Here is a 22,900-nt window from a genome sequence, read left to right as displayed (position 1 = left end):
AAGCCTGTTGCCTCTTTATTCGCGCAATGCTGTTTTTTGCGCGCGCGTAATGGGATTAAGTAAGTAATCCAAAACCGTGCGTTTACCCGTGATAATGTCGACGGAGGCTGTCATGCCTGGAATTATGGGTAAGCTTTTTTCTGTGCCCAAGCTGTCTTTTTCGGCACGTATTTTGGCGAGATAAAAACTGTTTCCTTCTTCGTCTTCGATGGTATCAGCACTGATGGTTTCAAGCTTGCCATCCAGTCCGCCATAGACGGTAAAATCGTAGGCGCTGAATTTGACCACGGCATTAAGGCCTGGACGTAAAAAAGCAATATCTTGAGGGGCAATTTTTGCCTCAATCAAGAGGTTATCCTCGGACGGTACGATTTCTATAATGTCCATACCTGGTTGGATGACACCGCCTACTGTGTTGACGTGCAGCTTTTTAACCGTTCCATTGACAGGCGAGGTTACGACGGTGCGTGAGACTTTATCCTGTAATCCAACACGCCCTTCAGACATTGCGGCAATTTGCTTCTCTACTTGGTTGAGTCGCTCTTGCTGGTCGGTGCGAAACGTTAATGCAACATCAATACGTTGGAAAACAGCTTCGCGCAATGAGGAGACCACGGAAGGGAGAGAAAGCTGCGCTGAGGATAACTCACGCTGAGTATCATTTAATTGGCGCTGGAGCTTGAGTAAGTCGATTTTGGGGACAACGCCTTCATCGGCAAGCGGGCGTGTGATATCGAGCTCCTCTTGCGCGAATGCTTGGCTTTGTTCGAGATTCGCGATTCGAGACTCCAATTCGACAAGCTCTTGTTCCTTTTGTCGGATTTTTTGCGCGGTGACATAGAGCTGATTTTGAATATTAGAAAGCTGTTCTTGATATCGCGCTTGTGTCTGCGTGATCAAGTTTGGGCGTGTCGTGGTAAAGACGTCCGGAAACAAGAGTGGTTGGCGCTCAAGCAGGATACTTTCTCGCCATTGCTCAAAAGGCACGGTTTCATCGACACGAATAGCGGCGAGCAACGCTTGCAGGCGCAACCTATCTGCGCGTAGACCGAGCAACTCTTGTTCCCTCTCTCGGAAATTGGCGCGAAAGAGGGTATCGTCAATGAGGATAAGCCGTTGCCCTTTATTCACTTTGTCGCCTTCTTGTACTAAGAGCGCTTTGACCAAGCCCCCCTCAAGGTTTTGCACGACTTGAAGCTGTGAAGAGGGGATCACTTTTCCTTGTCCGACGGTCACTTTATCGAGCTGTGCTTGTGATGCCCAGGCCGTGGCGACAATCAAAAATAGCACGATAGTCCATAGCAAAACGCGAGCACTTTTCGGCGTGTTGAGCAAAAGTGCGGCCGTCTTGTCATCGATGTAATCGAGGTGCTCATCTCGGGGCAAGCTCGCGCGAGATTTATCACGTATCGCCATCTGACCCCCATCGGGTGTTTCACTTCCTTCAAGCTTAGTCTATGGTGCTGATTTTTTGCAGACTTTCTCACTCTCCGAGTGGGCCAGCGCGATGAAAATATAGACCGCTCACGTCGCCAAGCCTGAGCAATGAAAAGCGTTGGGGTCATTGATCCCTGTTTCTGTCGCCACGGTAATAAATTGCACTTGTGTATCGTTAGGTACCTGCGCAAAATAGCTGAAAATAAACGAATTGGAGAAAGCAATGGAGTTGTCAGATATTCGAAGAGAATACACCCAAGGGGGATTGCGTCGTGACGATTTACCCGACGCGCCCATGGATTTATTTGGCCAGTGGTTACAACAAGCCATTGATACCCAAGTGCCTGATCCAACCGCAATGACTGTCGCCACTGTCGATGAAGATGGGCAACCTTTTCAGCGCATCGTTTTGCTTAAAGACTTTAATCAAGAGGGGTTTGTTTTTTACACCAACTTGGGGAGTCGCAAAGCGCTACATTTGAAAAAAAACAGCAAGATTAGTTTGCACTTTCCTTGGCATTTTATTGAGCGACAAGTCCATATTATGGGTGAGGCGGAGCCTCTGAGTAAAAAAGAGGTATTTAAGTATTTCACTTCCCGCCCCAAAGAAAGTCAGATCGCGGCATGGGCAAGCAAGCAAAGCGAACGCTTATCAGCACGCTCGGCGTTAGAAGGCAAGTTTTTAGAGCTGAAAAAGCAGTTCGAGAAAGGGGAAGTGCCTGTCCCTACATTCTGGGGCGGCTATCGAATCAAGCCCCAAAGTATTGAGTTTTGGCAAGGTGGCGAGCACCGCTTGCACGACCGTTTCTTATATCAGCGCCAAGAGGGTGATCGCTGGGCGATTGAGCGCCTAGCGCCGTAGCTTGTGACGCGCCTTGACGATAGCGGTGGGAGACGCCATCTCGTCCTCCCAGAATGACGGCGAGATGGCGCATGGTTGAGTTGGGGGGCTGCTTGTTTAATCTCGCAGCACCACAGACAATTGTTGGGTTAATAAGCTTTCGGGAATCGCGGAGCCAAACCCTTGCGCGAGCGCATGCTCTAATAAACCTGCTTTGGAGTCGACATCGAACTTTTCGCGTAAATGCGCAAAGTGGTTCTCAATGGTTTTGACGGACACCGACAATGTCTGTGCGATCAATTGCGGTTTCTTACCATGCAGATGAAGGAAAAGGACCTCCCGCTCTCGTGACGTCAGGTGTACCTGAGAGTCACTATGGTGATGATCGCACAAGGCTTGTTCAGGGTGAGTGACGGCACGGCACACCCAATGCCCGACTTCTAAAATAGCGGTATCACTGAGCTCCTGGCCACAGAACATGACCCCACAAATATGCCCCTTTTCATTGAACCAAGGCGTTTTGGTAAACAGGTGCGCATGCCAACGGCCATTGGCATAAGGATGAATATCGAGCACACGGAGTCGCTTGCCTGTTTTCATCACATATTGGTCTTGCGCTTGAAATTGATCGGCGCAACGCGTGGTGGGGCAGGGCATATCATGGTCGGTTTTGCCTATGCAGTCTTGCGGTTGTGTAAGGCCCATGAGGCGGCAGTATTCACTATTGGCGTAGACAAACACCGACTGAGTATCTTTGCAGCCCCAGCAGCCAGGTAATTGCTCTAGCATAGACAGAGCAGGGGGAACGTGACTCATATTGCTTACCCATTCATTGTTATTATTATTGGACGCAAGCGCCCATCAAGATATAGAAAAACGGACAAGCTATTGGAGCATAAAAAAAAGCCGGCATAAAGCCGGCAAAGACAAGATTTCCCTTTCAGGACATATCCTGTACGACGTGTAGAAGAGGTTATCGAGATACCAAGCGGATGTCTGAGGGTAAGTGACGACGCTGGTATCTGACTGCACCTAACAGTGTTAGGAACTGCTATAAACGCATTCATCGGGACAAATCGCGTTTACGGGGTTTACTATATCCAGAAGACTAGACGTTGGGTAGGGGGGATTTGACCTATTGACATCGAATCAAGCAACTTAATATAAAGATTGTTGGTTTTCGCCCGTTCAAGCAGGCTTGATCTTGTTTAGGTTGTGTCGGTGTCTAGGGTCAAAAGCATCAAGACAAAATGGCTTGCCCCCAAACAAAAAACGCCGCTACGGATAGCGGCGTTTGTTTCTACCATGGTGATGAGGCTCAGTGTGACGAGATTAAGGGGTTTTGATATCTCGCACCACGCGGAACCCAAGGTAGTTAGCGCTGGTGTTTTCGCCTAACTCCAAACGCTCGGAAACGCGTGAGCGTTGAGGTGAAAAGTTCCACGCACCGCCACGAGCGACAGGCGTATCATTGCTCACCCACTCCCAAACATTCCCCGCGGTGTCATAAACACCGAATGGGTTAGGCGGAAAGCTTTTAACCGGTGAGGTGCGGTCGTTTGACCATACTGTGCCGCTCCAGCCTGTATTGGCGTTGCCGACACCGATTTCATTGCCCCACCAGTAATCGCTTTCCGTGCCACCACGGGCGGCCACTTCCCACTCAACATCGTTTGGAAGTGCGTAGCGCTGCCCCGTTTGTTGGCTTAGCCACTTGGTGTAAGCCTCGGCATCATCTTTATTCACACAAACGACCGGAGAGTCAGCCGCTTGATCAAAGCCGGGTTGACGCCAATCTGTCTCTAGGCTTTGGTTGATCTCGCCATTCACCAGCATATTGCAGCCATTGCCTTGTTCAGCCGCGGTGACATAACCGGAGGCTGTCACAAAGGCGTCAAATTGCTCCACCGTGACGGGCGTTGCGCCCATCGCAAATGATTGCTGAATAGCCACATTTTCACGTGCATCTGGCCCTACTTTGTATTCGCCAGCGCCGATCACCACCATTTGCGGTGCTTCGAGATTGTTGGCAACAGGGTCAGTGAACTTTTTACCTGGGCTTGGCGGCTGATTAGGCTGCTCTTTCAGTTTGGCCCACACCACTTGATCTTTACCGAGGTAGACTTCGCGATCATAAGGCACAAAACCAGGTTTAGTGACCGTTAAGTCATGATTGCCCACTGGCAGCATGAGTTCTACGGGCGTACTTCCGTATGACACATCATTAATGGTCACACTGTCATCGTAACGATTAGACCGTATTGTCACGTTAACCCAGCGTTTCGCCTGCTGTTTACGATTGGCTTGCTGCTGTGCTTGGGTGGTTTCAACACAGTATCTGTCTTCAAGATCAAGCAGTCGACATGCCGCCGTTTTATCAGGACGGCTTACCAGCTCCGCTTTAATACGCGTTGTGTAGTCCATGCCACCGGTAAAGCCTGCGTCAACGACTTCACTGTTAGTGACGTGGATATTAAACGCGACTTTATCGATGTTTTGCTTCACTGCATTGGATTCGGTGACAAAGTCCGTTACCTGGCCTCGGAAGTCACGAATCGCTTTTTGCATGGTCAGCGTCTCACCTTGGTTCGCGCACGCCGACAATGTCATGTTGGGCGAACAGGTCAAGCTATGGACAACTTCAATAGTGTCTTTTTGGGTGAGCTCTTTACGTAGACGTTCCGCGCGTGCTTCGCGCATGGCCTCATGTAAATTCTCAAGGGTTGTTGCCAATAGTGCTTGTTCTCGTTCAAGTTTCGCCAGTCGTTTCTTCTGCTCGATAATGGCGGACTCGTTGGCAGCTTGTGTTTGCTGGTGGTTGTTCACCTGCTGCCATGCTTGTTGGTAGGCCTGCTGATACGGGCTGATATCTGTGCTCGGATCGGCAATTAAATCCTGAAATTTCGCATCCAGCTCTGCTTTAGCATTACTGCGTTTGCGTTTCAGGTTGCTCAGCTCATCTTCTAACGTCGCGCGCTTGACCAAAAGGTCATCCAATTTCGCCTGCTGCAAAGCCAGTTCATCGTTTCGAGCCTCCAACGTATCTTCTTTATCGCGGAGTTTCTCAACCAACTCACTGACCGGATCGAGATTATCAGCGGAAGACGCGTTTTCAGCGAACGCCAACTCGGTTAGCAGTAGGGGAGGGAGCGCTAAGCATAACGCTTTTATATATTTCGTTGTCATAGTTCCCTTGCTTACGCATGTCGCAATAATAATACCTATGTCCAAAAAGTAGACTATCACGGAAACCCGCGTTGCCACGCAAACCGTGCTAATTATTTGACGGCAGTCAGCATTCTGCGACGTGATCGGTGCAACTGTGCTCATGGTTTTTATGTTTATGCGAGATTACCTTAAGCGGTGGCTTGCTTCAAATAAGATTGCGTGAAGACACGATAAAACGGAAGAATGATCAAGGTGTTGATCCCCTTTGATCGCCTCGAAACAATGATCAAGTCAGTGAGGTTTTCATCGAACAAGGTTTAAATGTTTGAATTTTATATTTTTTATCTATTTTTGTGGTGGTTTTTTTATCGCGTTACATCCGGATTTCATCCGATCAACAAGAAATACATGAGGGATCCTTCGCATTTTTAGCGTCAAAATGACAGAGGCCGTAAAAAATGCACTACTTGATCATTGTTCCGTAAAGTTGAGAATAAGCACATAGAATCCAGTCGCACACGGGTGATAAGCGTGCCAGAATGAGGAAAAGGTACTTGAATGTTGGCGGCAAACCCGTAATCCGCACCGAGAGGGATAGCCATGGTGGTGAAAACACCCAAAGTCTCTGAAGTGATCGCCTTGCCTCGGCAACAGCTTCACCATAGCCATGAGTACAAGCAGGTCGTGATTGGTCTGCAAGGGCAAACGGAATTCGATGTTGATGGGCGTGGCAGTCTGGTTGGCCCAGGCCAAGGCTGTTTGGTGGAGGAATCACACGAGCATGCATTTACCGGGGTTGGACGTAATGAAATTCTGGTGATTAATCTTCCATACCAAGAATGGGTGGGGCATGCGTCCATGCATGACAACATTGCGCGTTTGTTTAGTCGCGAGCCTTACTTCCAACTCGACACTCACGCGCAAATGCTGATCAAGGCGCTGACCGCAGAGATGATCGCCAACCCGTCTGATTTGCTGCTTAGCCGCGCTTGTGCGGATACGCTGATGTGCGTGTTACATCGCCATTTCCGTGACCATGTTTCTCCCCGACGTGATGGTCACCGTTTAAACATGGATATCATTGACCGTTATATTCATCAGCACATCAGCCGCAAAATCTCGGTGGCGCAGTTAGCGGGCAGTGTTTTTCTGGCTGAAAGCCAATTCCACCAGTTATTTAAAGAGCAGGTGGGCACCACGCCACATCAATATGTGCTTGAAAAACGCTTTGCCTTAGCGAAACAACTGATTAAAGAAAGTGAATTGACCATGGCACAAATTGCCGATAGCTGCGGTTTCTCTAGCCAAAGCGGTTTCACTAATGCATTTTCTCGCTATTTTGGCCTCTCGCCTGCCAAGTTTAAGGGCTCGGTTTAAGCTTGGCCCAATATGCTTTCGCCGTCTCAGGCATCAATAATATGCACTTCATTTGTTATGCCATTATGGCGATCGACAGCTTTATTTGTTAATCATCGGAGGATTTTGCAATAATGCCGGTGTATTTTGTAAGACCCTGCTGATAGACCACGCATAGAATCGATCGCAAAGTAACAATGACGTAACATTTTTCCTGCCCGAGTTTGGGAGGACGTGAGTGAGGATACCACTATGTTTAAAGCCATCGATGCTATGCAGCCCTCGTTTATCGAGCGCCCACTAGCGCAGATCTGGTCTGAAATCTCTCCGCTGTATTGCGTTGACGAAAGCCTATGGCTTCAACAGTTAATTCCCTTAGCGGAAGCCACTGACAGTGAGCGTGAGCAAACACGTCGTCAAGCCACGCAGTTGATTGAGCAGGTGCGGGCGGATAAAAAAGCCGTTCAAATGATTGATGCGCTCTTGCTTGAGTACAGCCTAGATACCCGTGAAGGGATTTTGTTGATGTGTCTGGCTGAAGCGCTGATGCGCATCCCTGATTCGCACACGGCCGATGCACTTATCCGCGATAAGCTGAGTGTTGCTGACTGGAAGGCCCATTTGCGCCACTCCGACTCCCTGTTTGTTAATGCCTCAACGTGGGGACTGATGCTCACCGGAAAAGTGGTGACCTTGGATGAAAGCACCGAAGGGAAACCAGCCTCTGTTATAAACCGTCTTGTTAACAAAATGTCCGAGCCGGTGATTCGCCAAGCCATGCATCAGGCGATGAAAATCATGGGCCACCAGTTCGTGCTTGGCCGTGATATTGATGAGGCGCAAAAGAACGGTGAAGGCCCCCGCAATAACGGCTTTACCTACTCATTCGATATGTTAGGGGAAGCGGCACTCACTCAAGAAGATGCTAAAGCCTACTTAGCGGACTACTTACAAGCCATTGAATCTGTGGGCGAAGCCAAATCTAGCTACCAAGGTCCATCGCCGTCGGTGTCGATTAAGCTGTCGGCTTTGCATCCGCGCTATGAAGCTGCCAACTACGATCGCATGATGAACGAAATGTTCGACACTGTGTTGGTACTGCTCAAGCGTGCCCGTGAAAAAGATGTGGCGATCACCATTGATGCTGAAGAAGCGGATCGTCTAGAACTCTCGCTAGCCCTATTTGAAAAGCTATATCGCGATCCTGTGGTTCAGGGCTGGGGTAAATTTGGTTTGGTGGTGCAAGCCTATTCAAAACGCGCGCTCCCTGTGATTACCTGGTTAGCGGCGTTAGCAAAAGAGCAAGGTGATGTGATCCCAATGCGCTTGGTAAAAGGGGCGTACTGGGATAGCGAGATTAAACTGTGTCAGCAAGGTGGACACCATGGCTATCCGGTATTCACCCGTAAAGAGGCGACTGATGTCTCTTATCTCGCCTGTGCCCGTTTTCTGTTGAGCGAGCATGTCCGCGGCCTCATTTATCCGCAATTTGCCAGTCATAACGCCCATACCATCGCCGCGATAGCCTCGATGGCATCCCATCAAGACTTTGAATTCCAGCGCCTTCATGGCATGGGTGACGCGCTGTATAACCATGCAAAAGCCTTATTTAATACCGAGGTGCGCATTTATGCCCCAGTGGGCAGCCACAAAGACTTGCTCCCTTATTTGGTGCGTCGCTTACTGGAAAATGGCGCAAATAGCTCGTTCGTTCACCGTTTGGTCGACGCGCGTTGCCCGATTGATGATCTTATCGCCGATCCTGTCGATACATTGCGTGCCAATCAAACACTGCATAACGATCGTATCCCCCTGCCGTTAGATATCTTTGGCGCGTCGCGTAAGAACTCTCAAGGCGTAGCCACTGATATCGACTCAGAATGGCAACCATTCACTGCAAGCGTTGCGCCTTTTATGGGCGCGTACCAATGGCAGGCCGGCCCCATTGTCAATGGCCAGCGTCTGGCTGGCGATACGCATCCTATCGCTGCGCCTTATGATCGCGAGGAGCCTGTCGGCCAAGTTGACTGGGCGACGTCTGATCAGGTGAACAATGCACTCGATATTGCCGCGAATGCTTACCCAGAGTGGTCGAAAACAGCGGTTAGTGAGCGTGGTAAGTACTTACTTGACCTGGCTGATAAACTCGAAGCGAATTTGGGTGAATTGGTGGCGATTTGTCATCGCGAAGCCGGTAAAACGATTCACGACAGCATTGATGAAGTGCGTGAAGCGGTCGACTTTTTGCGTTACTACCCCGAGCAGGCCGAAGCGTTGCAGGGCGAGCCGCTTTCATACACAGGCTTTGACGGCCAGATACAGTCCGTGAGCTATCAAGGTCGTGGCGTATTTACCTGTATTAGCCCGTGGAACTTCCCATTGGCTATCTTCTTGGGGCAAGTCAGTGCGGCGCTGGTAGCTGGCAATACCGTGGTGGCAAAACCGGCAGAGCAAACCTCCATTATCGCTTATCGCGCGATTGAGTTGCTACTTGAAACCGGGATCCCAGCTGGCGTCATCCAACTGCTCCCGGGCAGTGGACCTGTGGTGGGTGCGCCATTGACCGAAGACAGCCGCATTGCCGGTGTGGCATTCACAGGGTCAACGCCCACTGCTCAGCGTATCACACGTACATTGGCTGAGCGTGACGCTGATCCTGTGCCTGTGGTGGCAGAAACCGGCGGACAAAACGCCATGCTGGTCGACAGTACCGCATTACCTGAGCAAGTGGTGCGTGATGTATTGCGCTCAGCGTTTGCGTCCGCGGGTCAGCGTTGTTCAGCCCTGCGTGTTCTATACATTCAAGAGGATATCGCAGACCGTGTGATTAGCCTGATTAAAGGCGCAATGGCTGAGTTGTCGGTGGGGCGACCAGAGCGCCTTTCTACCGATGTCGGTCCGGTGATTGATCAAACCGCGAAAGACAAATTGCTTGCTCACATTGAACAAATGAAGCGCAGCGGCAAATTGGTCACCCAAGTCCCGCTCTCGTCTGAGTGTGATAAAGGCACCTTTGTCCCGCCAACGGCCTTTGAAATTCGCAGCATTGACCAGCTGAGCGAAGAGCACTTTGGTCCGATTTTGCACATTGTTCGTTATCGCGCAAACGAACTCGACAAAGTGATTGATGATATCAACCGCACTGGTTTTGGTCTGACAATGGGTGTGCATAGCCGTAATGAAACCACATGTGCTCATATTGAGCACCGAGCGCGCGTGGGTAACTGCTATGTAAACCGCGATCAAGTCGGCGCGGTAGTTGGGGTTCAGCCATTTGGTGGCCGTGGCCTGTCAGGCACCGGCCCGAAAGCGGGCGGACCACATTATCTCTACCGCTTTACACAAGCGTCAGTAAACGTTCAATAAGTCGGTTGGTATCAAGATCAGGAGAAGCGTGATGGAGCAATTAAATAACGTTTTAGAGCAGTGTGACGCGGTATGGGAAGACTGGAACGATCAAACCGTTGCTGGCCGCATCACTTTACTACAGCGGTGGTCTGAAACCGTTGCCGCACGGGGCGATGACTTTGCCCAAGCGGCGAGCATGATCCGTTTTCAGTGCGACAGCGCAGAGCGGCTGCTCAACAAAGTACATGAATTACCAGGGCCAACGGGGGAAACTAACGAGCTCTATACCGCCGGGCGTGGCACCGTCGCGGTGACGGGCGATGCCTCGCTGACGTCCGTTGCCTTATGTGGCCAGTTAGCCGCCGCCTTGGTCGCTGGTAATTGTGTGGTAGTGAGTGTTGAGGGCACTCACGCTGATATGGTCGACGCTGTACTGGCCGACCTCATTAAAGCCGGATGCCCAGACCGTGTGGCGGTTCGCGTTGGTATTGACGCGCTCAGCGATCTGCTGGTTCATCCGCATATCGTCGGGTTGGCAACGACAGGGGAGGACGCACATGTGCGGCATGTCAATCGCCAGCTCGCACAACGTAAGGGTGTGATTGCCACACTGGTTGCGGAAACTGACACGGCTGACTATCCCGTGATCGGCACGCCTGACTATGTGTTGCGTTTTGTGACCGAATGCACCCGAACCATAAATATCACTGCTGTAGGTGGTAATGCCACGCTTCTGGAACTCGGCAGTGGTGAACATTAACTTTCCAGAAATGGCCCCGGTTGGGGCCATGTAATTGAGGGACAGATATGATAGACAATAGCTATGCCATCAGTGCAACCTTTCTGGCATATCTCATCATGATGCTTGCCATTGGTGTATATGCCTACAAACGCACATCCAACTCCGAAGACTACTTCCTCGGGGGGCGTTCTTTAGGCCCATGGCCTGCTGCATTGTCAGCGGGTGCATCAGATATGAGTGGTTGGTTGCTGCTTGGCCTTCCTGGCTATGCCTACGCTGCGGGAATGGAATCACTTTGGTTAGCAGGCGGTTTGCTGTTAGGGACTTACCTGAACTGGTTAATTTGTGCCAAACGCCTGCGTACATACAGTATTGAAGCAGATAACGCATTGACGTTACCGGAGTTTTTTGCCCGCCGTTTTGAAGATAAATCAAAACTGCTGCAAACCATCTCTGCTTTCTTCATTTTGCTTTTCTTCCTTTTCTACACCAGCTCCGGCTTGGTTGCAGGCGGCAAACTCTTCACCACGGTGTTTGGGTTTGATTACACCACTGCGGTGGTCATTGGCACCATCTGTGTTGTGTCTTACACCTTGTTCGGCGGCTTCTTGGCGGTATCTTGGACTGACTTGGTACAAGGTTTGTTGATGGCGGCAGCCCTGCTGATTGTGCCTTTCGTGATCATGGACGGGAGCATCTTTAAGCTTGGCAGCGATGTGGCGGCTGTTAACCCTGAGTTGATGACGCTTTGGCGTGATGTTGAGGGCGAGCCGCTATCTTGGATCGGCATTGTATCGCTGGCCGCATGGGGACTGGGTTACTTTGGACAGCCACATATTTTGGCACGTTTCCAAGCCACCCGTTCAAACAAAGACATCACTACCGCGCGCCGTATTGCCGTTGGTTGGTCTGCGCTGTCAATGTTTGGTGCGGTGCTTATCGGGCTGGTGGGCATTTTGTACGTACAAAACGACATGACAGCCGATCTGAAGGATGGCGAGAAAATCTTCATGCTTCTCGTTAACGCGGCATTCCACCCTGTTATCGCAGGTATCCTGCTTGCCGCCATTTTGGCTGCGATCATGAGTACCGCGGATTCACAGCTACTGGTTTCGTCGTCTGCGTTAGCGGAAGATTTCTATAAGCAAGTGTTCCGTCCTGATGCTTCTACGCAAGAAGTGGTGATGGTGGGTCGCGGCGCTGTTATCTTACTCTCGGCGATTGCGCTTGGCTTAGCGATGGATCCAGAAAGCTCAGTCCTCGGCCTCGTGTCTTATGCATGGGCAGGCTTTGGGGCTGCCTTTGGCCCAGCACTGCTGCTCAGTCTGTTCTGGCGTGACATGAACCGTAACGGTGCACTGACGGCGATTTTGGTCGGCGGCGTGACAGTTGTGGTATGGAAACAGCTTTCAGGCGGTATTTTCGATTTGTATGAAATTGTTCCTGGCTTTATCTTTGCGGGATTGGGCGCGATTGTGGTGAGTAAAGCAACCGGTGGCCCAAGCGAGTCGGTATCAAAACAATACGAGTCTTATGAAAAGAGCTTAGAAACCATGGCCTAAGCCTTGGCCATAAAGCCTCTATTCAAAGCATCGTATAAAGGAGCGCATTCGCGCTCCTTTTTTCTTTGGCGTTCACGTTTAGGATGGCTGTGACTCGTGTCCGCTACGTTGGCGCACACAGTTCCGTCCGTCACGCTTGGCACGGTACAAGGCTTGGTCAGCTTGCTTGAGGCCATCGACATAATCGGTAGCCTGATGATTGCCAGCCACACCAATGCTGACCGTCACTTTTAATGACGGCGCAATGTCGTCAAGGGTCAATGCCGCGATACGACGGCGTAATCCATCAAAGTAGCGATAACCATCGGCCGGTGTCCCTGCAAACAGTAACGTAAATTCCTCGCCGCCCCAGCGGGCGATATGACTTAAGTGCTCGCGTTCTTTATCTAAAAAGCTTCCGATTCGTTGGATAATCTGGTCGCCAACCAGGTGTGAATGCTGATCGTTGATGCGCTTAAAATGATCAATATCTAGAATCGCTACTTGCAAGGGCTGCCCCGACTGGTTGGCTTCATCAAAGGCCAGGTGCCAGTATTCGTCAAAGGCGCGTCGATTCGCAAGGCCGGTTAATGCATCCTCTTTCGACATACGTTCAAAATCGTCAGCTTGCGCTTGTAGCGCGTGTGTTTTCTCTTCCACCAGCGCTTTTAGCTGCGCCTCTTTTTGTTGCATTCGGCGGATTCGCCACATAAAGGCGCCGTAGGCGAGGGTGACTAAGGCCAAGAACCCCAGCGCACGTATATCTGACCGTTGCCAAAGCGAGGGAGTCACACTGAAGCGATAGCTAAGCACATCATCACTCCAGTTGCTATAGGGGTAGCGAGCACTGACTTTAAAGGTGTAGTCACCCGGTGGTAAATTCGTATATTCGGCAATATGGTTTTCGTGACGGTAGGCCCATTCAGACTCAAAGCCCTCTAGTTGGGTGCGGTACTGGATTTGTTCTGGCATGGTATAGCCAAGCGCAGCATAGGAAAAGGAGACGCGATTGGTACCAGCAGGGGCTCTGTTGCTCGCCTCTGGGTTAATCGCTTGGCCATCAAAGTGCACGTTCTGCATCACGATCGGCAAGGGCTGGCTGAGCATCTGTGACAATCGCGCTGGTTTAACACTCGTCACGCCTTGAGCGGTGGCGAAGATAATGTCGCCTGCCGCGGTTTTTGTCGCCGCAGGATTAGAGCCGCCGTTAGCCTGACTATTCAGCATGCCATCGCTTTGATCATAATGCTCAAAGTCAATACGCGCGCGGGTTTTATCCGCCACTTGATGCGCGTGATGATAGTTGACCCGCCAGATCCCTCGGTTACTGGACAACCAAAAACTTTGGTCATCGCCTTTGATGATTTGAAAGAACTTATCAATCGGTAGACCATGTGGTCGGCCGACTAACGCGAGTTGGCTATCAGATTGTCGATAACGGACAATACCCCGATCAGTGGCCATCCATACGTAGCCAGGCTCGTGAAAAAAGCCAAAAACATACTGCGCTTGCTCTTGATCGGTGAAATCGAGCGGCGTGATGGTCTCATTGATCAGATACCCGGCTCCGCTGCCGGTGCCTATCCATAGCTTGCCCGTTTCATCGAACGTTAACGACATAACATAGTTACCGGGTAGGGCACTATTTTGACTATTGTAGCGTGCACGCTTTTGATAAACGGTTGACGAGTGCGCGGATTGACTGCCTGGGAGAGACGAAAACGTGACCAAGCCACGTGGTGTGCCCACCCATAATGCACCATCACGTTCGACAATCGCCCTGACTTCATTGTCAGGCAATTGATCGTTCAGTGTTTCGGCGGGAGTGAGCGCGCCTTGGTGCCAGTAGTAGAGGCCTTGTTGGTAGGTCCCCACCCATACCCCACCTTGTGCTCGAGGCGCGAGACTGAGCACCGATATGTCCTTGGCGAGTACTTTGGCATTACCTTGTACGATATCAATTTGGCTTAACCCCTCACTGGCCCCTGCCCACACCGTATTTTTATCGTCAGCAAGTACGGTGCGCACATAGTCACCGGCTAGCCCATTGTCTTTAGTCAGCGTCACAAAAGGTGCGTATCTAAGCCGCATTGCACCGCCGTTAGTGCCTATCCAAATGCTGCCCTCATTGTCTTCAAACCAGGATAATATCCGGTTGTTGGGCAGGCCGCGGTGATCGTCGAGAAAATCAATATGTTGGTCTTTCATGTGAGCAATACCGTGGCTAAGGGTCCCGAACCAATAGGCGCCACGGCTGTCTTGTTCAACCATGGTAATCGCTTGGTGGAGTAGCTCACTCGCCAGTGGCGTCCAGCGACTGTTTTTATAGCGCCAAGCGCCATTTTCGGAGCCGACTAGGAGGCTCCCATCCTGACCACTCGAGACATAAAAGGCTTTGCGAAACAGGTTGTGAAAAGAGAGAGGCGTCGCGCCGTTTTGCAAAGACAGTTGGTAGACCCCTTTTTCGGTGGCCGCATAGACTTGACCATCGGCGGTCTGGGTCAAGTGATAGCTACTGAGGGTATCGATAAATGTCTGTGGGGTGGGATCGGGTTGCGAGAGCTGTTCAGGGGCGTAGTAAGCAATCCCCATTCCCTCTACGGCTAACCACAAGCCACCTGTTTGGTCATGAAGCGCATCATTAATGAGACTGGGGGCTGTGGGAAGGCCCTGCCACGAAAAGCCTTGTCGCATCACTAAGCTGCCTCGTGCCCCTCCGGCATAAAGTTGATTGTCAGGCCCTGTCGCCAGGGCGCGCGTCCCTGAATCTTTCATTTGTGTGTCAGGGCCGCGGTCAAAGCGCACAAACTCTAAACCGTTATAACGTGCCACGCCCTCCCAGGTGGCAAACCACAAGTAGCCATCCGAGGTTTGGGCAATGGCATTGATGCTGTTATGCGGCAATCCGTTGGCAGAGGTCCAGGTTTCAATAAAATAATCAGACAATTGGTTATCCTTGGCATAACTGGGCGTGATATGCCCTGCCAAACCTAACCAACAAAAAAGCGTAATACACACGAGACGTCGGCCTAGTTGTGGGGAAATATGTCTCAGCGTGTTCCTTAAGTGCATCTTTTGTTCTTTGCTCCGATTCCGAGTAGACTGGCGATTCTATCTTAATCACTGTTTATTTCTTGGACATAATGGACAGGTTTTGACAGCAAATTGAGAAAGATCACACTAGCGATACAAAGATCACGCAGGCCTGACAGCTCATGATGCAATTTATGGTGATTCGCCAGCAGTTATTAGCGCAAATTGATCGCGGTTTATTGGCGCCGGACAAAAAACTCCCAGGTGAGCGCCAGCTTGCAGACACCTTTTCCACTACCCGTGTCACCTTGCGAGAGGCACTTGCAGTGCTTGAGGCGGAAGGACGCATATATCGGCGAGAGCGACGTGGCTGGTTTGTGGCGCCCACCCCTTGTGCGTATGATCCCAGCCAACTCGTCGATTGGCAGCACAATTTCTCTCAACACGGTGGCCAATTTGCTTGGCTATCGCAAAAGACGCCCATGGCGTCGGCGTCGGTGAGTGATCAGATGCAACTGCCTCCATTTGCTCAGGTCTTCGAGGGAGAGGGACTGATTCAGATCGCACAGCTCCCTGTTGGCTTTGTGCGTACGTATCTCCATCCTGATTATTTCCCCAGCATCTGGCAAACTGGCGACCAAGCAACGTTGTTAAACACGCCAGCCGATGCGGATGTGTATTGGTCGAGCACATGGGAAGCGCTAGACAGTGATCGTGCTAGTGTATTGGCCGTGCCTGCTGGTACGCCAGTGTTAATGGTGACCCGAGAGTGGCACATCCAGCACGCCCACGGGGGTCAGACTATCCGGATTGATACGGAGTGGTGGCGGCAGCATGCGGTGACACTCTGTGGTTGCTCAGCGCGTGATGCTCAGGCTGGCCCTGTGAAAAAACGAGAGTAAGTCTTCACTTTTAAACAGCCGCGTCACCAAAGGGTGCACCGTAGTGGGTACATTGGGGTTGGGGTTAAAGTGGATGGTACGCATCTCGGCATTGATCCCCGCTTGTATGCCCTTGTTGGTGTCATCGATGAACACACACTGGGCAGTGGGGCATGCCATATTCATCGCAGCGTAGTGAAGAAGATCTGGGGCCGGCTTCCAGCTGTTAGTATCAAAGGCACTGAATAAGCGATGCTCAAAATAGGGCAACAGCTTGGTGAGTTGAAGTGCATGGGCCATTTTTTCTACCGGACTATTTGATGCGACACAAACATCAATCCCTTGCTGTTCAAGCGCCTGTAAGACGGTTTCGATGCCCTTTACTGGCGCTAACTCAGCCTCGAAATACTGACGACATAAGTGGCGAAAACGTGGCTCGAGTTGATCAATAGGAATATGTGCGCCGCTTCGCTCGCAGGTTTGCTGGAGGACATCGGTCAGTTTTCCGCCCTCAAAATGATCGAGCGAGTCTTGCAGGTCAACACGCACACCAAAGGTAGAGAAGGTTTCTACCAAGGCTTGGTGGGATAATCTCTCTGAGTCAACTAAGGTTCCCTCGCAATCAAAAATGACGCAATGAATGGGGGGATCAAATGGATGTTGCGGCATAGGTGCTCCCTTCAATCTCTCTTTGTATCCTTGGACGAGATAGAAAAATCAACAAGTCAGTGACACGGGAAATGCCAACTGTGTCTTGCATTCTTGCCTTTTTCGTTATCAAAATTAGTCAGGGATCGACTTTTCATTAGCAAGGGCAAAACCGATGCGTTATCAACATCAATGGTTAAAGAGTGGGGCGATCGATTTGCCCGTTGGACAGGTGGTGTGTGTAGGACGTAATTATGCTGCCCATGCGCGAGAGCTTAACAATCCTATTCCGGATGAGCCGGTTCTGTTTATGAAACCGCCGAGTGCAATCCAACCTCTGGATGACAAGCTGGCGATAGTGGCGTCATTTGCCCCCGTTCACTACGAAACCGAGTTGGCGGTGCTGATCACCAAACCTTTATTTCATGCCACTAAGCAAGCCGTTGAAGACGCCTTGGGCGGGATGACACTGGCGCTGGACTTGACCCGTCGTGAAACGCAAAGCCGCTTAAAACAAAAAGGGTTACCTTGGGAGCGGGCGAAAGCGTTCGCGGGGAGCGCAGCGGTTGGACGTTTTGTGGCGGTGCCTGATGATTGGCGTGAGGTGGCCTTTTCATTGTCCATCAATGGCGAGATGCGGCAGCAGGGAAATAGCGCGACCATGTTAATGCCCGTGATCACGCTTATTCAGCATATAAGCCAAACATTTTGGTTGAACCCAGGCGACATTGTGTTGACGGGCACCCCCGAAGGGGTTGGTGTGCTGGAAAACGGCGACCTTTTATCGCTGTCGCTTGAAGGGCAACTCCTTGCTCAAACCCAGGTAGTGGTTCAGTCTGATGAGGCTTTTACCCAAGGAAAGAGTGCTTGACGCTCTTCGTGGGTCAGCGCTGAAACACGGGCAATGTTACGCGCGGGGATCTGTTCTGGGTCTTGGCCATAATGGGCGAGCGCGCGCGACATACTGGCCTCACGGATTAAGTGAAAGCATGGATAGGGTGAGCGATTGGTTAAGTTCTCGCTATCTTCAGGGGCGCAGCCTTCAAAACAGTAGTCGGGATGAAAACTGGCAACTTGGAAAACTCCCCGCCAGTGGTAGTGGTCAATCATCGCCTCGGTAGCATCGACTAAGTCGAGGTAGTGATCAAAGTCAGCGAGTGCGTTGGGCACCACGACCACCGTGGTATCAGTGATGGCAGGATCGGTGTGATCAAGATGGACTAAAGCCTGATAAATCGCGGTTAAAATCTCGGTATCATCTTGGGCGTCACAAATATCAATATGAATTTGTTGTTTGCGACGGGGCTTAGCAGCGAAAGGGCAAAGATTTAGCCCGATCACCACGTCATCTAGCCACGCGTTTATGTGTGTTTCTACTGTATTCATCGAGTTGTTGCCTAAATCAGCACATGCACCTAAAAGGCACGCAGCGACGATTATTGTTGTGACTGTGATTGATAGGCTTTGGTGCCCCAAAGAGGAACCGTGGACAAGCTATGCTTAAAGCTGCCGGATGTTTCTTTTGTTGAGTAAGAGAGATACATCAAGGTTTGATTTTTTACATCAAAGATCCGACGAATCTTCATCGACTTGAAGAAAATACTTTTTGATTTTCTAAATACCACTTCGCCCGATGCGCTTTTATCGATATTGGCAATCATCTCTGGCGTAATTTCACCGGTTTGACGACAAGAGATGGCACTATCACTGGGATCAGAAAAGCTTAAGTCAGCTTCAACAGAGGCGACATGGCACGTTACCCCGCTCACCACAGGATCGACAAGATGGTTAAGCTTGATGTCTTTCATGGTAAACATCCCCAAGCTTACGTCCCCAACTTCATCGTTGTCACAACCAGCCAGCGCCGCGGCGAGCGCGACTGCAAATAGCATTTTTTTCATCATCAAAGCCCTTGTTTATCCGTGGCGGGAGTGTATCACAGCCTAGGCGGGAGGAGGAAAAGTGTGCGTTGACCAAGAAGGCCTATGATTGTTGGTCGCCGACAAAAAGATGTAAGTCAATGGCAGGCTGTTCGCTATTACTCGCGAAACTGCGCATCTCCGTCTTGACCTGCTAGGGATTTAGGCTCGAACGTCATTAATACTTGGGCGGCATCGCAGTAGCTGCCGGTATCGGCGAATTTTTTTCGGGCTGCAGCAATTTTACGCTCGGCAATGCGCCTAACGTCTTGCGCATTAGCTTGATTACTAAACGTCATTTGCTGGCTAATCATTTCTTGGCTAAAGGTCGATTTGCAAATCTTCTCGTTTTTGTGGGTTATGACTTTGTCGGATTGAGATGAGTCAACCGAGTTTGCATGAGAAAACGTAGAAAAAACAATTAAAAGGAAAACAAACGTCCGCGCCATCATCTTGGCTCCTGCTGCTCTTTCCCCCAATGATAGCATCAAGCCACGACGCCGCCTACTGGCGACGCCGAACAATTGTGAACGAAATTGAAGCGTTACTGAGCGGGTAAATCATGCTCCGCCGAGTGCGTGAGTGAGGCGGGAGTGGCAATATGGCCTGGCTTTACCGACTCTAACCAATAACCCAGTGCCGAGAGCCAAATGAGTGAGTATGCCACTAATTCTGTGCTTTCCTCGGCGATATTTTTAACGTCTCGCACATACATGGCTCCCATGGCTTGCTCCCACAGCTCGCCCATTCCAAATAAGCGTGAGTAAACCAGCAGTAGCCCCAATGCCACAATCAGCATCGTACTGCTTTTGGCACTCAGCGCATGGGCAAGGCTGGTGAATGTGTCACGGCCGTGTTTGATCGCTGGCCAAAGAGTTAATCCGGTGACCAACAATGCGGGTACCTTCCAGAAACCATGCATTACGATATCGAGTGTGGCATCGAGCTCACGGATCATCAGCACTAAGAAAAAACCACTCATAAGCTTTGCTGCGTGACAAAGCGTAGGGTTGAACTTGGCGACGCGGCGAAACGTGAATACGGTGAGGATCAGCAGGAGCAACTGTGAGAGCTCAATAAGTGAAGACTCTGATGCGACATTATGCGCGGCCACACTGTAATGAATAATGCCGGCAATACCGGCGAGATAGCACGCGACAGCAAAAAACTTGCCTGCCCCTTTGAGCACGGCACGAGCAGCACATGAAGATCGTGGTAGTGTCATATCACCCTCAACTTGATAAAAACGATCAGCCCGTCCGTAGATCTCGTCACGTATATGTGATCTTTATCCCAAATTTTATGACAATGATATTACGGGGCGCTTTCATAAACTGCAATAATTTATGTGACTAATGTCACTATATGTTCAGGGTGGCGTCAGGATTGTGAGCGTTTGCTCGTCAAGCGTCTAGTTGGATCGACGCAGTGTCAAAGTATTTACACTGTAAATACTTTGACGACGAGATAAGGAAACATCTTTGGCGCAGATTAACTGACAGTTATGCCTATGAAATCAAACATTTTAATTGTTTTTTACTAGGCAAGAGTAGACAATGAAGTCTGATACTTTAGATAGGGATATGCTCATGTCCACGCTCTCTGCTAGCTGCCTATGTGGTGGTGTCCGTCTTACATTGCCAGATACCTTCCTTTATATGGGTAATTGCCATTGCTCTGAATGTCGTAAATTCACCGGGGCAGATTATTCGTCAGTCGGTGGTATTGAGGCTGAAAAAGTGGCCGTTACCGCGGGCCAAGATCATCTTCGCTATTATGAAAAGAGTGCCGAAACGGTTCTCGCGTTTTGTGGGCAATGTGGGTCGAGCCTTTTCTCTCATAAAATCAATAAGGGAGTGTTCAATATTCGTCTGGGAATTTTGGATACCGCCCCACAATGCGCGCCAAATTTTCACATTCACACGGCGTCGAAGGCACCATGGCATACGCCCAATGAGTCATTAAAACAGTTTGAACATGGGCCGGATTAATTCGGTCGTGTGATGCAGTTACTGATCCGCCCTCTTATCCTGGCTGATACGGACTTGTTGTTCCATTTTGAACAACAAAACCGTGCTTATTTTGAAACCTATATTGAATCGCGCGGTGAGGCGTTTTATCGCCGAACAGGCGTTTATGATCACATCTGCGAATTACTTGCCTTACATCAGAAAGGACAACACGTACCGATGTTGATCACGGATGCCGAGGGGCAACTTTTGGGGCGGGTTAATATTAGCCAAATTGATGCGGTATCTGCATCAGGTTCGTTAGGATATCGCATTGCAGAGCAACATACCCGGAAGGGGGTTGCCTCTCGAGCGGTAAAGTATGCGTTAGAGATCGCGCGCGAGCACGGACTTGTGACACTCAACGCCATGGCGTCTACGACCAACATTGCATCACAAACGGTGTTAGAGCGGAATGGTTTTAACCTATGCGATAAAAAATTCAACGTGGCACACGTGGCTGGCGAAGTGATTGACTGTCTTTGTTACCGGAACACATTATCCAGTGTTTGAGTGATGAGCAAGCGACCTTGAGGTGATGGGTTAATCTCCATTATGCACTCGGTTGCTTATTTGGTGCCAATAAAACAGGCTAACGACTAGCGTTGGGACCAAGTTCAATGCCATCATTACGTGGAATGAATTCACACATATGGCGGCATTTGAAAATCCGCCCTGATGACCCAAAAGGAAACATAATGGCTGATTTGAACGGACTAAGCTTGTATCACAAAGAGCACTGCCCATTTTGCCATAAAGTGCGTGCAGTCATGACAGAGCTCAAGTTAGATATTCCGCTGGTGGATATGAACGCTAACGCCGAAGAATGGCAACGCCTACAGACCGAAGGCGGCAAAGGCATGGTGCCTTGTCTGCGTATTGACCAAGGCGGCGAAACACAGTGGATGTATGAATCGGACGACATTATTGAATACTTGCGTGACAACTTCGCGTAATTGAACCAGATGCTGGTTACGAGGGTCGCAGTTATCGATGCGACCTTCTTTTTAAGTATTATTACCTGTATGCCTGCCTCTCCGCCTTCTTCAACGCCCTGTGCACTGTGTCAGCACTCAAGGCCGCTGACCTTCCATCACTTGATCCCCAAAACTTGTCATAACAACAAATGGTTCACCAAGCGCTTTTCCCGACCTTACATGCGTGAGCACGGTATTTGGGTATGTCGGCCTTGCCATGCTTTTATTCATCGCCAATTCAGTGAAAAACACCTGGGTCGCGTATTACACAGCCTCGACCTTTTACTCGCTGAGCCTGTGATCCAAAACTACATCCACTGGGCACGCAAACAGCGATCGTAACGAAGTAATAAGTGTGCGATGACCCACTAACAATGCCAAGTGGGTTCAAAAAAATAGCGATGAAAATGACAACACAAATACCAACTCGTTAGCCTGCTGGCTAAGCAACTTTTTGCTTGGCTTGGCAAGAAGTTGCTTGGCACGTGCAAAAAATTGGTCAGCTATATTCTAAAGTGCTGATTTATAGCGATAAAAAACTTGGCATGCATTTCGCAAGATAAGACAGCGAGCAGGCACACCGCCACGGTGGCGATGTGTCTTCCATGACATACAAAGGAGCGATTATGCCAACGCCATGTTATATCTCGATTGAAGGTGAAACTCAGGGTTTGATTACTGCCGGTGCCTGCACCGCCGATTCTATCGGTGATGCGTTTGTGGAAGGGCACGAAGACGAGATGCTGGTACAACAGTTTAACCACAACGTGACCGTGCCGACGGACCCACAGTCAGGTCAGCCATCAGGCCAACGTGTGCACAAGCCTTTCCAATTTACCGTTGCGCTCAACAAAGCGGTGCCATTGCTTTATAACGCACTGGCGTCAGGTGAGAAGATGTCAACGGTCGAGCTGAAGTGGTACCGCACCTCGATTGAAGGCAAACAAGAAAACTTCTTTACCACCAAGCTGGAAAGCGCCTCGATTGTGGACATTCACTG

Annotated in this window: 21 protein-coding genes; 12 read left to right on the top strand and 9 right to left on the bottom strand. The window is 50.3% G+C overall.

From position 1 onward, the window contains the following. Positions 1 to 15: 15 nt before the first annotated feature. Complete coding sequence (locus BZG72_RS02810; protein WP_077579440.1) at positions 16 to 1,416, bottom strand: HlyD family type I secretion periplasmic adaptor subunit; 1,401 nt, start codon at positions 1,414 to 1,416, stop codon at positions 16 to 18. Positions 1,417 to 1,660: 244 nt separating this feature from the next. On the opposite strand from BZG72_RS02810, the gene pdxH reads away from it, so the two are divergent. Further along, positions 1,661 to 2,299 carry a pyridoxamine 5'-phosphate oxidase gene (gene pdxH, locus BZG72_RS02805; RefSeq protein WP_046075586.1) on the top strand — a complete coding sequence of 213 codons (639 nt, stop codon included), beginning with the start codon at positions 1,661 to 1,663 and terminating at the stop codon, positions 2,297 to 2,299. Between the two features lie 96 nt (positions 2,300 to 2,395). Here the strand turns inward: pdxH and BZG72_RS02800 are convergent, their stop codons facing one another. Beyond that, on the bottom strand, positions 2,396 to 3,094 hold the full coding sequence (locus BZG72_RS02800) for a helix-turn-helix transcriptional regulator (protein WP_077666027.1): 699 nt from the start codon (positions 3,092 to 3,094) through the stop codon (positions 2,396 to 2,398). A gap of 516 nt (positions 3,095 to 3,610) precedes the next feature. Further along, a complete protein-coding gene (locus BZG72_RS02795) occupies positions 3,611 to 5,464 on the bottom strand; it encodes an SUMF1/EgtB/PvdO family nonheme iron enzyme (RefSeq protein WP_046075584.1) in 1,854 nt (617 codons plus the stop codon). Between the two features lie 582 nt (positions 5,465 to 6,046). Between BZG72_RS02795 and BZG72_RS02790 the strand changes: the two genes are divergently transcribed. The 4 genes from BZG72_RS02790 (at position 6,047) to putP (ending at position 12,454) form a co-directional block, all read left to right on the top strand. After that, positions 6,047 to 6,823, top strand: coding sequence for a helix-turn-helix transcriptional regulator (locus BZG72_RS02790; RefSeq protein WP_077606648.1), 777 nt, complete (start codon positions 6,047 to 6,049; stop codon positions 6,821 to 6,823). A 231-nt stretch (positions 6,824 to 7,054) separates the two neighbouring features. Beyond that, the gene (putA, locus tag BZG72_RS02785; protein WP_077666026.1) at positions 7,055 to 10,168 is read left to right on the top strand and encodes a bifunctional proline dehydrogenase/L-glutamate gamma-semialdehyde dehydrogenase PutA; all 3,114 of its coding nucleotides are present in this window, start codon (positions 7,055 to 7,057) and stop codon (positions 10,166 to 10,168) included. Between the two features lie 31 nt (positions 10,169 to 10,199). Then, on the top strand, positions 10,200 to 10,910 hold the full coding sequence (locus BZG72_RS02780) for an aldehyde dehydrogenase family protein (protein ID WP_046075581.1): 711 nt from the start codon (positions 10,200 to 10,202) through the stop codon (positions 10,908 to 10,910). A gap of 47 nt (positions 10,911 to 10,957) precedes the next feature. Continuing rightward, positions 10,958 to 12,454 (top strand): sodium/proline symporter PutP, encoded by a 1,497-nt coding sequence (gene putP / locus BZG72_RS02775; protein WP_046075580.1) that lies wholly within the window; start codon positions 10,958 to 10,960, stop codon positions 12,452 to 12,454. A 78-nt stretch (positions 12,455 to 12,532) separates the two neighbouring features. Here putP and BZG72_RS02770 read toward each other — a convergent pair whose 3' ends face one another. Then, positions 12,533 to 15,379 (bottom strand): ligand-binding sensor domain-containing protein, encoded by a 2,847-nt coding sequence (locus BZG72_RS02770; protein WP_158075437.1) that lies wholly within the window; start codon positions 15,377 to 15,379, stop codon positions 12,533 to 12,535. A 269-nt stretch (positions 15,380 to 15,648) separates the two neighbouring features. Between BZG72_RS02770 and BZG72_RS02765 the strand changes: the two genes are divergently transcribed. Then, on the top strand, positions 15,649 to 16,368 hold the full coding sequence (locus tag BZG72_RS02765) for a GntR family transcriptional regulator (RefSeq protein WP_077666024.1): 720 nt from the start codon (positions 15,649 to 15,651) through the stop codon (positions 16,366 to 16,368). On the opposite strand, the gene BZG72_RS02760 is transcribed toward BZG72_RS02765, so the two are convergent. Next, complete coding sequence (locus BZG72_RS02760) at positions 16,324 to 17,016, bottom strand: HAD-IA family hydrolase (RefSeq protein ID WP_077666023.1); 693 nt, start codon at positions 17,014 to 17,016, stop codon at positions 16,324 to 16,326. The genes BZG72_RS02765 and BZG72_RS02760 overlap by 45 nt on opposite strands. A 154-nt stretch (positions 17,017 to 17,170) precedes the next feature. Here BZG72_RS02760 and BZG72_RS02755 point away from each other — a divergent pair, with 154 nt between their 5' ends. Further along, positions 17,171 to 17,866, top strand: a complete 696-nt coding sequence (locus tag BZG72_RS02755) for a fumarylacetoacetate hydrolase family protein (RefSeq protein WP_077666022.1) — start codon at positions 17,171 to 17,173, stop codon at positions 17,864 to 17,866. Here BZG72_RS02755 and BZG72_RS02750 read toward each other — a convergent pair. The 4 genes from BZG72_RS02750 to BZG72_RS02735 form a co-directional block, all read right to left on the bottom strand. Continuing rightward, positions 17,827 to 18,381 carry a DUF1415 domain-containing protein gene (locus tag BZG72_RS02750; protein WP_077666021.1) on the bottom strand — a complete coding sequence of 185 codons (555 nt, stop codon included), beginning with the start codon at positions 18,379 to 18,381 and terminating at the stop codon, positions 17,827 to 17,829. The genes BZG72_RS02755 and BZG72_RS02750 overlap by 40 nt on opposite strands. A 50-nt stretch (positions 18,382 to 18,431) precedes the next feature. Continuing rightward, the gene (locus tag BZG72_RS02745; RefSeq protein ID WP_108743013.1) at positions 18,432 to 18,896 is read right to left on the bottom strand and encodes a CreA family protein; all 465 of its coding nucleotides are present in this window, start codon (positions 18,894 to 18,896) and stop codon (positions 18,432 to 18,434) included. A 137-nt stretch (positions 18,897 to 19,033) separates the two neighbouring features. Further along, positions 19,034 to 19,366 carry a hypothetical protein gene (locus tag BZG72_RS02740; protein ID WP_077666019.1) on the bottom strand — a complete coding sequence of 111 codons (333 nt, stop codon included), beginning with the start codon at positions 19,364 to 19,366 and terminating at the stop codon, positions 19,034 to 19,036. Between the two features lie 92 nt (positions 19,367 to 19,458). Continuing rightward, on the bottom strand, positions 19,459 to 20,139 hold the full coding sequence (locus BZG72_RS02735; protein WP_077666018.1) for a hypothetical protein: 681 nt from the start codon (positions 20,137 to 20,139) through the stop codon (positions 19,459 to 19,461). A gap of 364 nt (positions 20,140 to 20,503) precedes the next feature. Between BZG72_RS02735 and BZG72_RS02730 the strand changes: the two genes are divergently transcribed. The 5 genes from BZG72_RS02730 to BZG72_RS02715 all read left to right on the top strand — a co-directional run. Beyond that, the gene (locus tag BZG72_RS02730) at positions 20,504 to 20,905 is read left to right on the top strand and encodes a GFA family protein (protein WP_077666017.1); all 402 of its coding nucleotides are present in this window, start codon (positions 20,504 to 20,506) and stop codon (positions 20,903 to 20,905) included. Between the two features lie 12 nt (positions 20,906 to 20,917). Further along, entirely contained in the window at positions 20,918 to 21,436 is a 519-nt protein-coding gene (locus BZG72_RS02725) for a GNAT family N-acetyltransferase (RefSeq protein WP_077666016.1), read from the top strand. Positions 21,437 to 21,621: 185 nt separating this feature from the next. Further along, on the top strand, positions 21,622 to 21,879 hold the full coding sequence (locus tag BZG72_RS02720; protein WP_025744429.1) for a glutathione S-transferase N-terminal domain-containing protein: 258 nt from the start codon (positions 21,622 to 21,624) through the stop codon (positions 21,877 to 21,879). 9 nt (positions 21,880 to 21,888) lie between these two features. After that, positions 21,889 to 22,242 carry a hypothetical protein gene (locus BZG72_RS16190; protein WP_131828018.1) on the top strand — a complete coding sequence of 118 codons (354 nt, stop codon included), beginning with the start codon at positions 21,889 to 21,891 and terminating at the stop codon, positions 22,240 to 22,242. A 284-nt stretch (positions 22,243 to 22,526) separates the two neighbouring features. Next, the coding region (locus BZG72_RS02715) for an Hcp family type VI secretion system effector (protein ID WP_077666015.1) at positions 22,527 to 22,900 on the top strand (374 nt) is incomplete at its 3' end.

This window comes from Salinivibrio sp. PR6 (assembly GCF_001995955.1).
GTDB lineage: Bacteria > Pseudomonadota > Gammaproteobacteria > Enterobacterales > Vibrionaceae > Salinivibrio > Salinivibrio siamensis.
The sequence above is the reverse complement of the archived record's forward strand: the minus strand, read 5'-3'. Positions and strand labels throughout refer to the sequence as shown.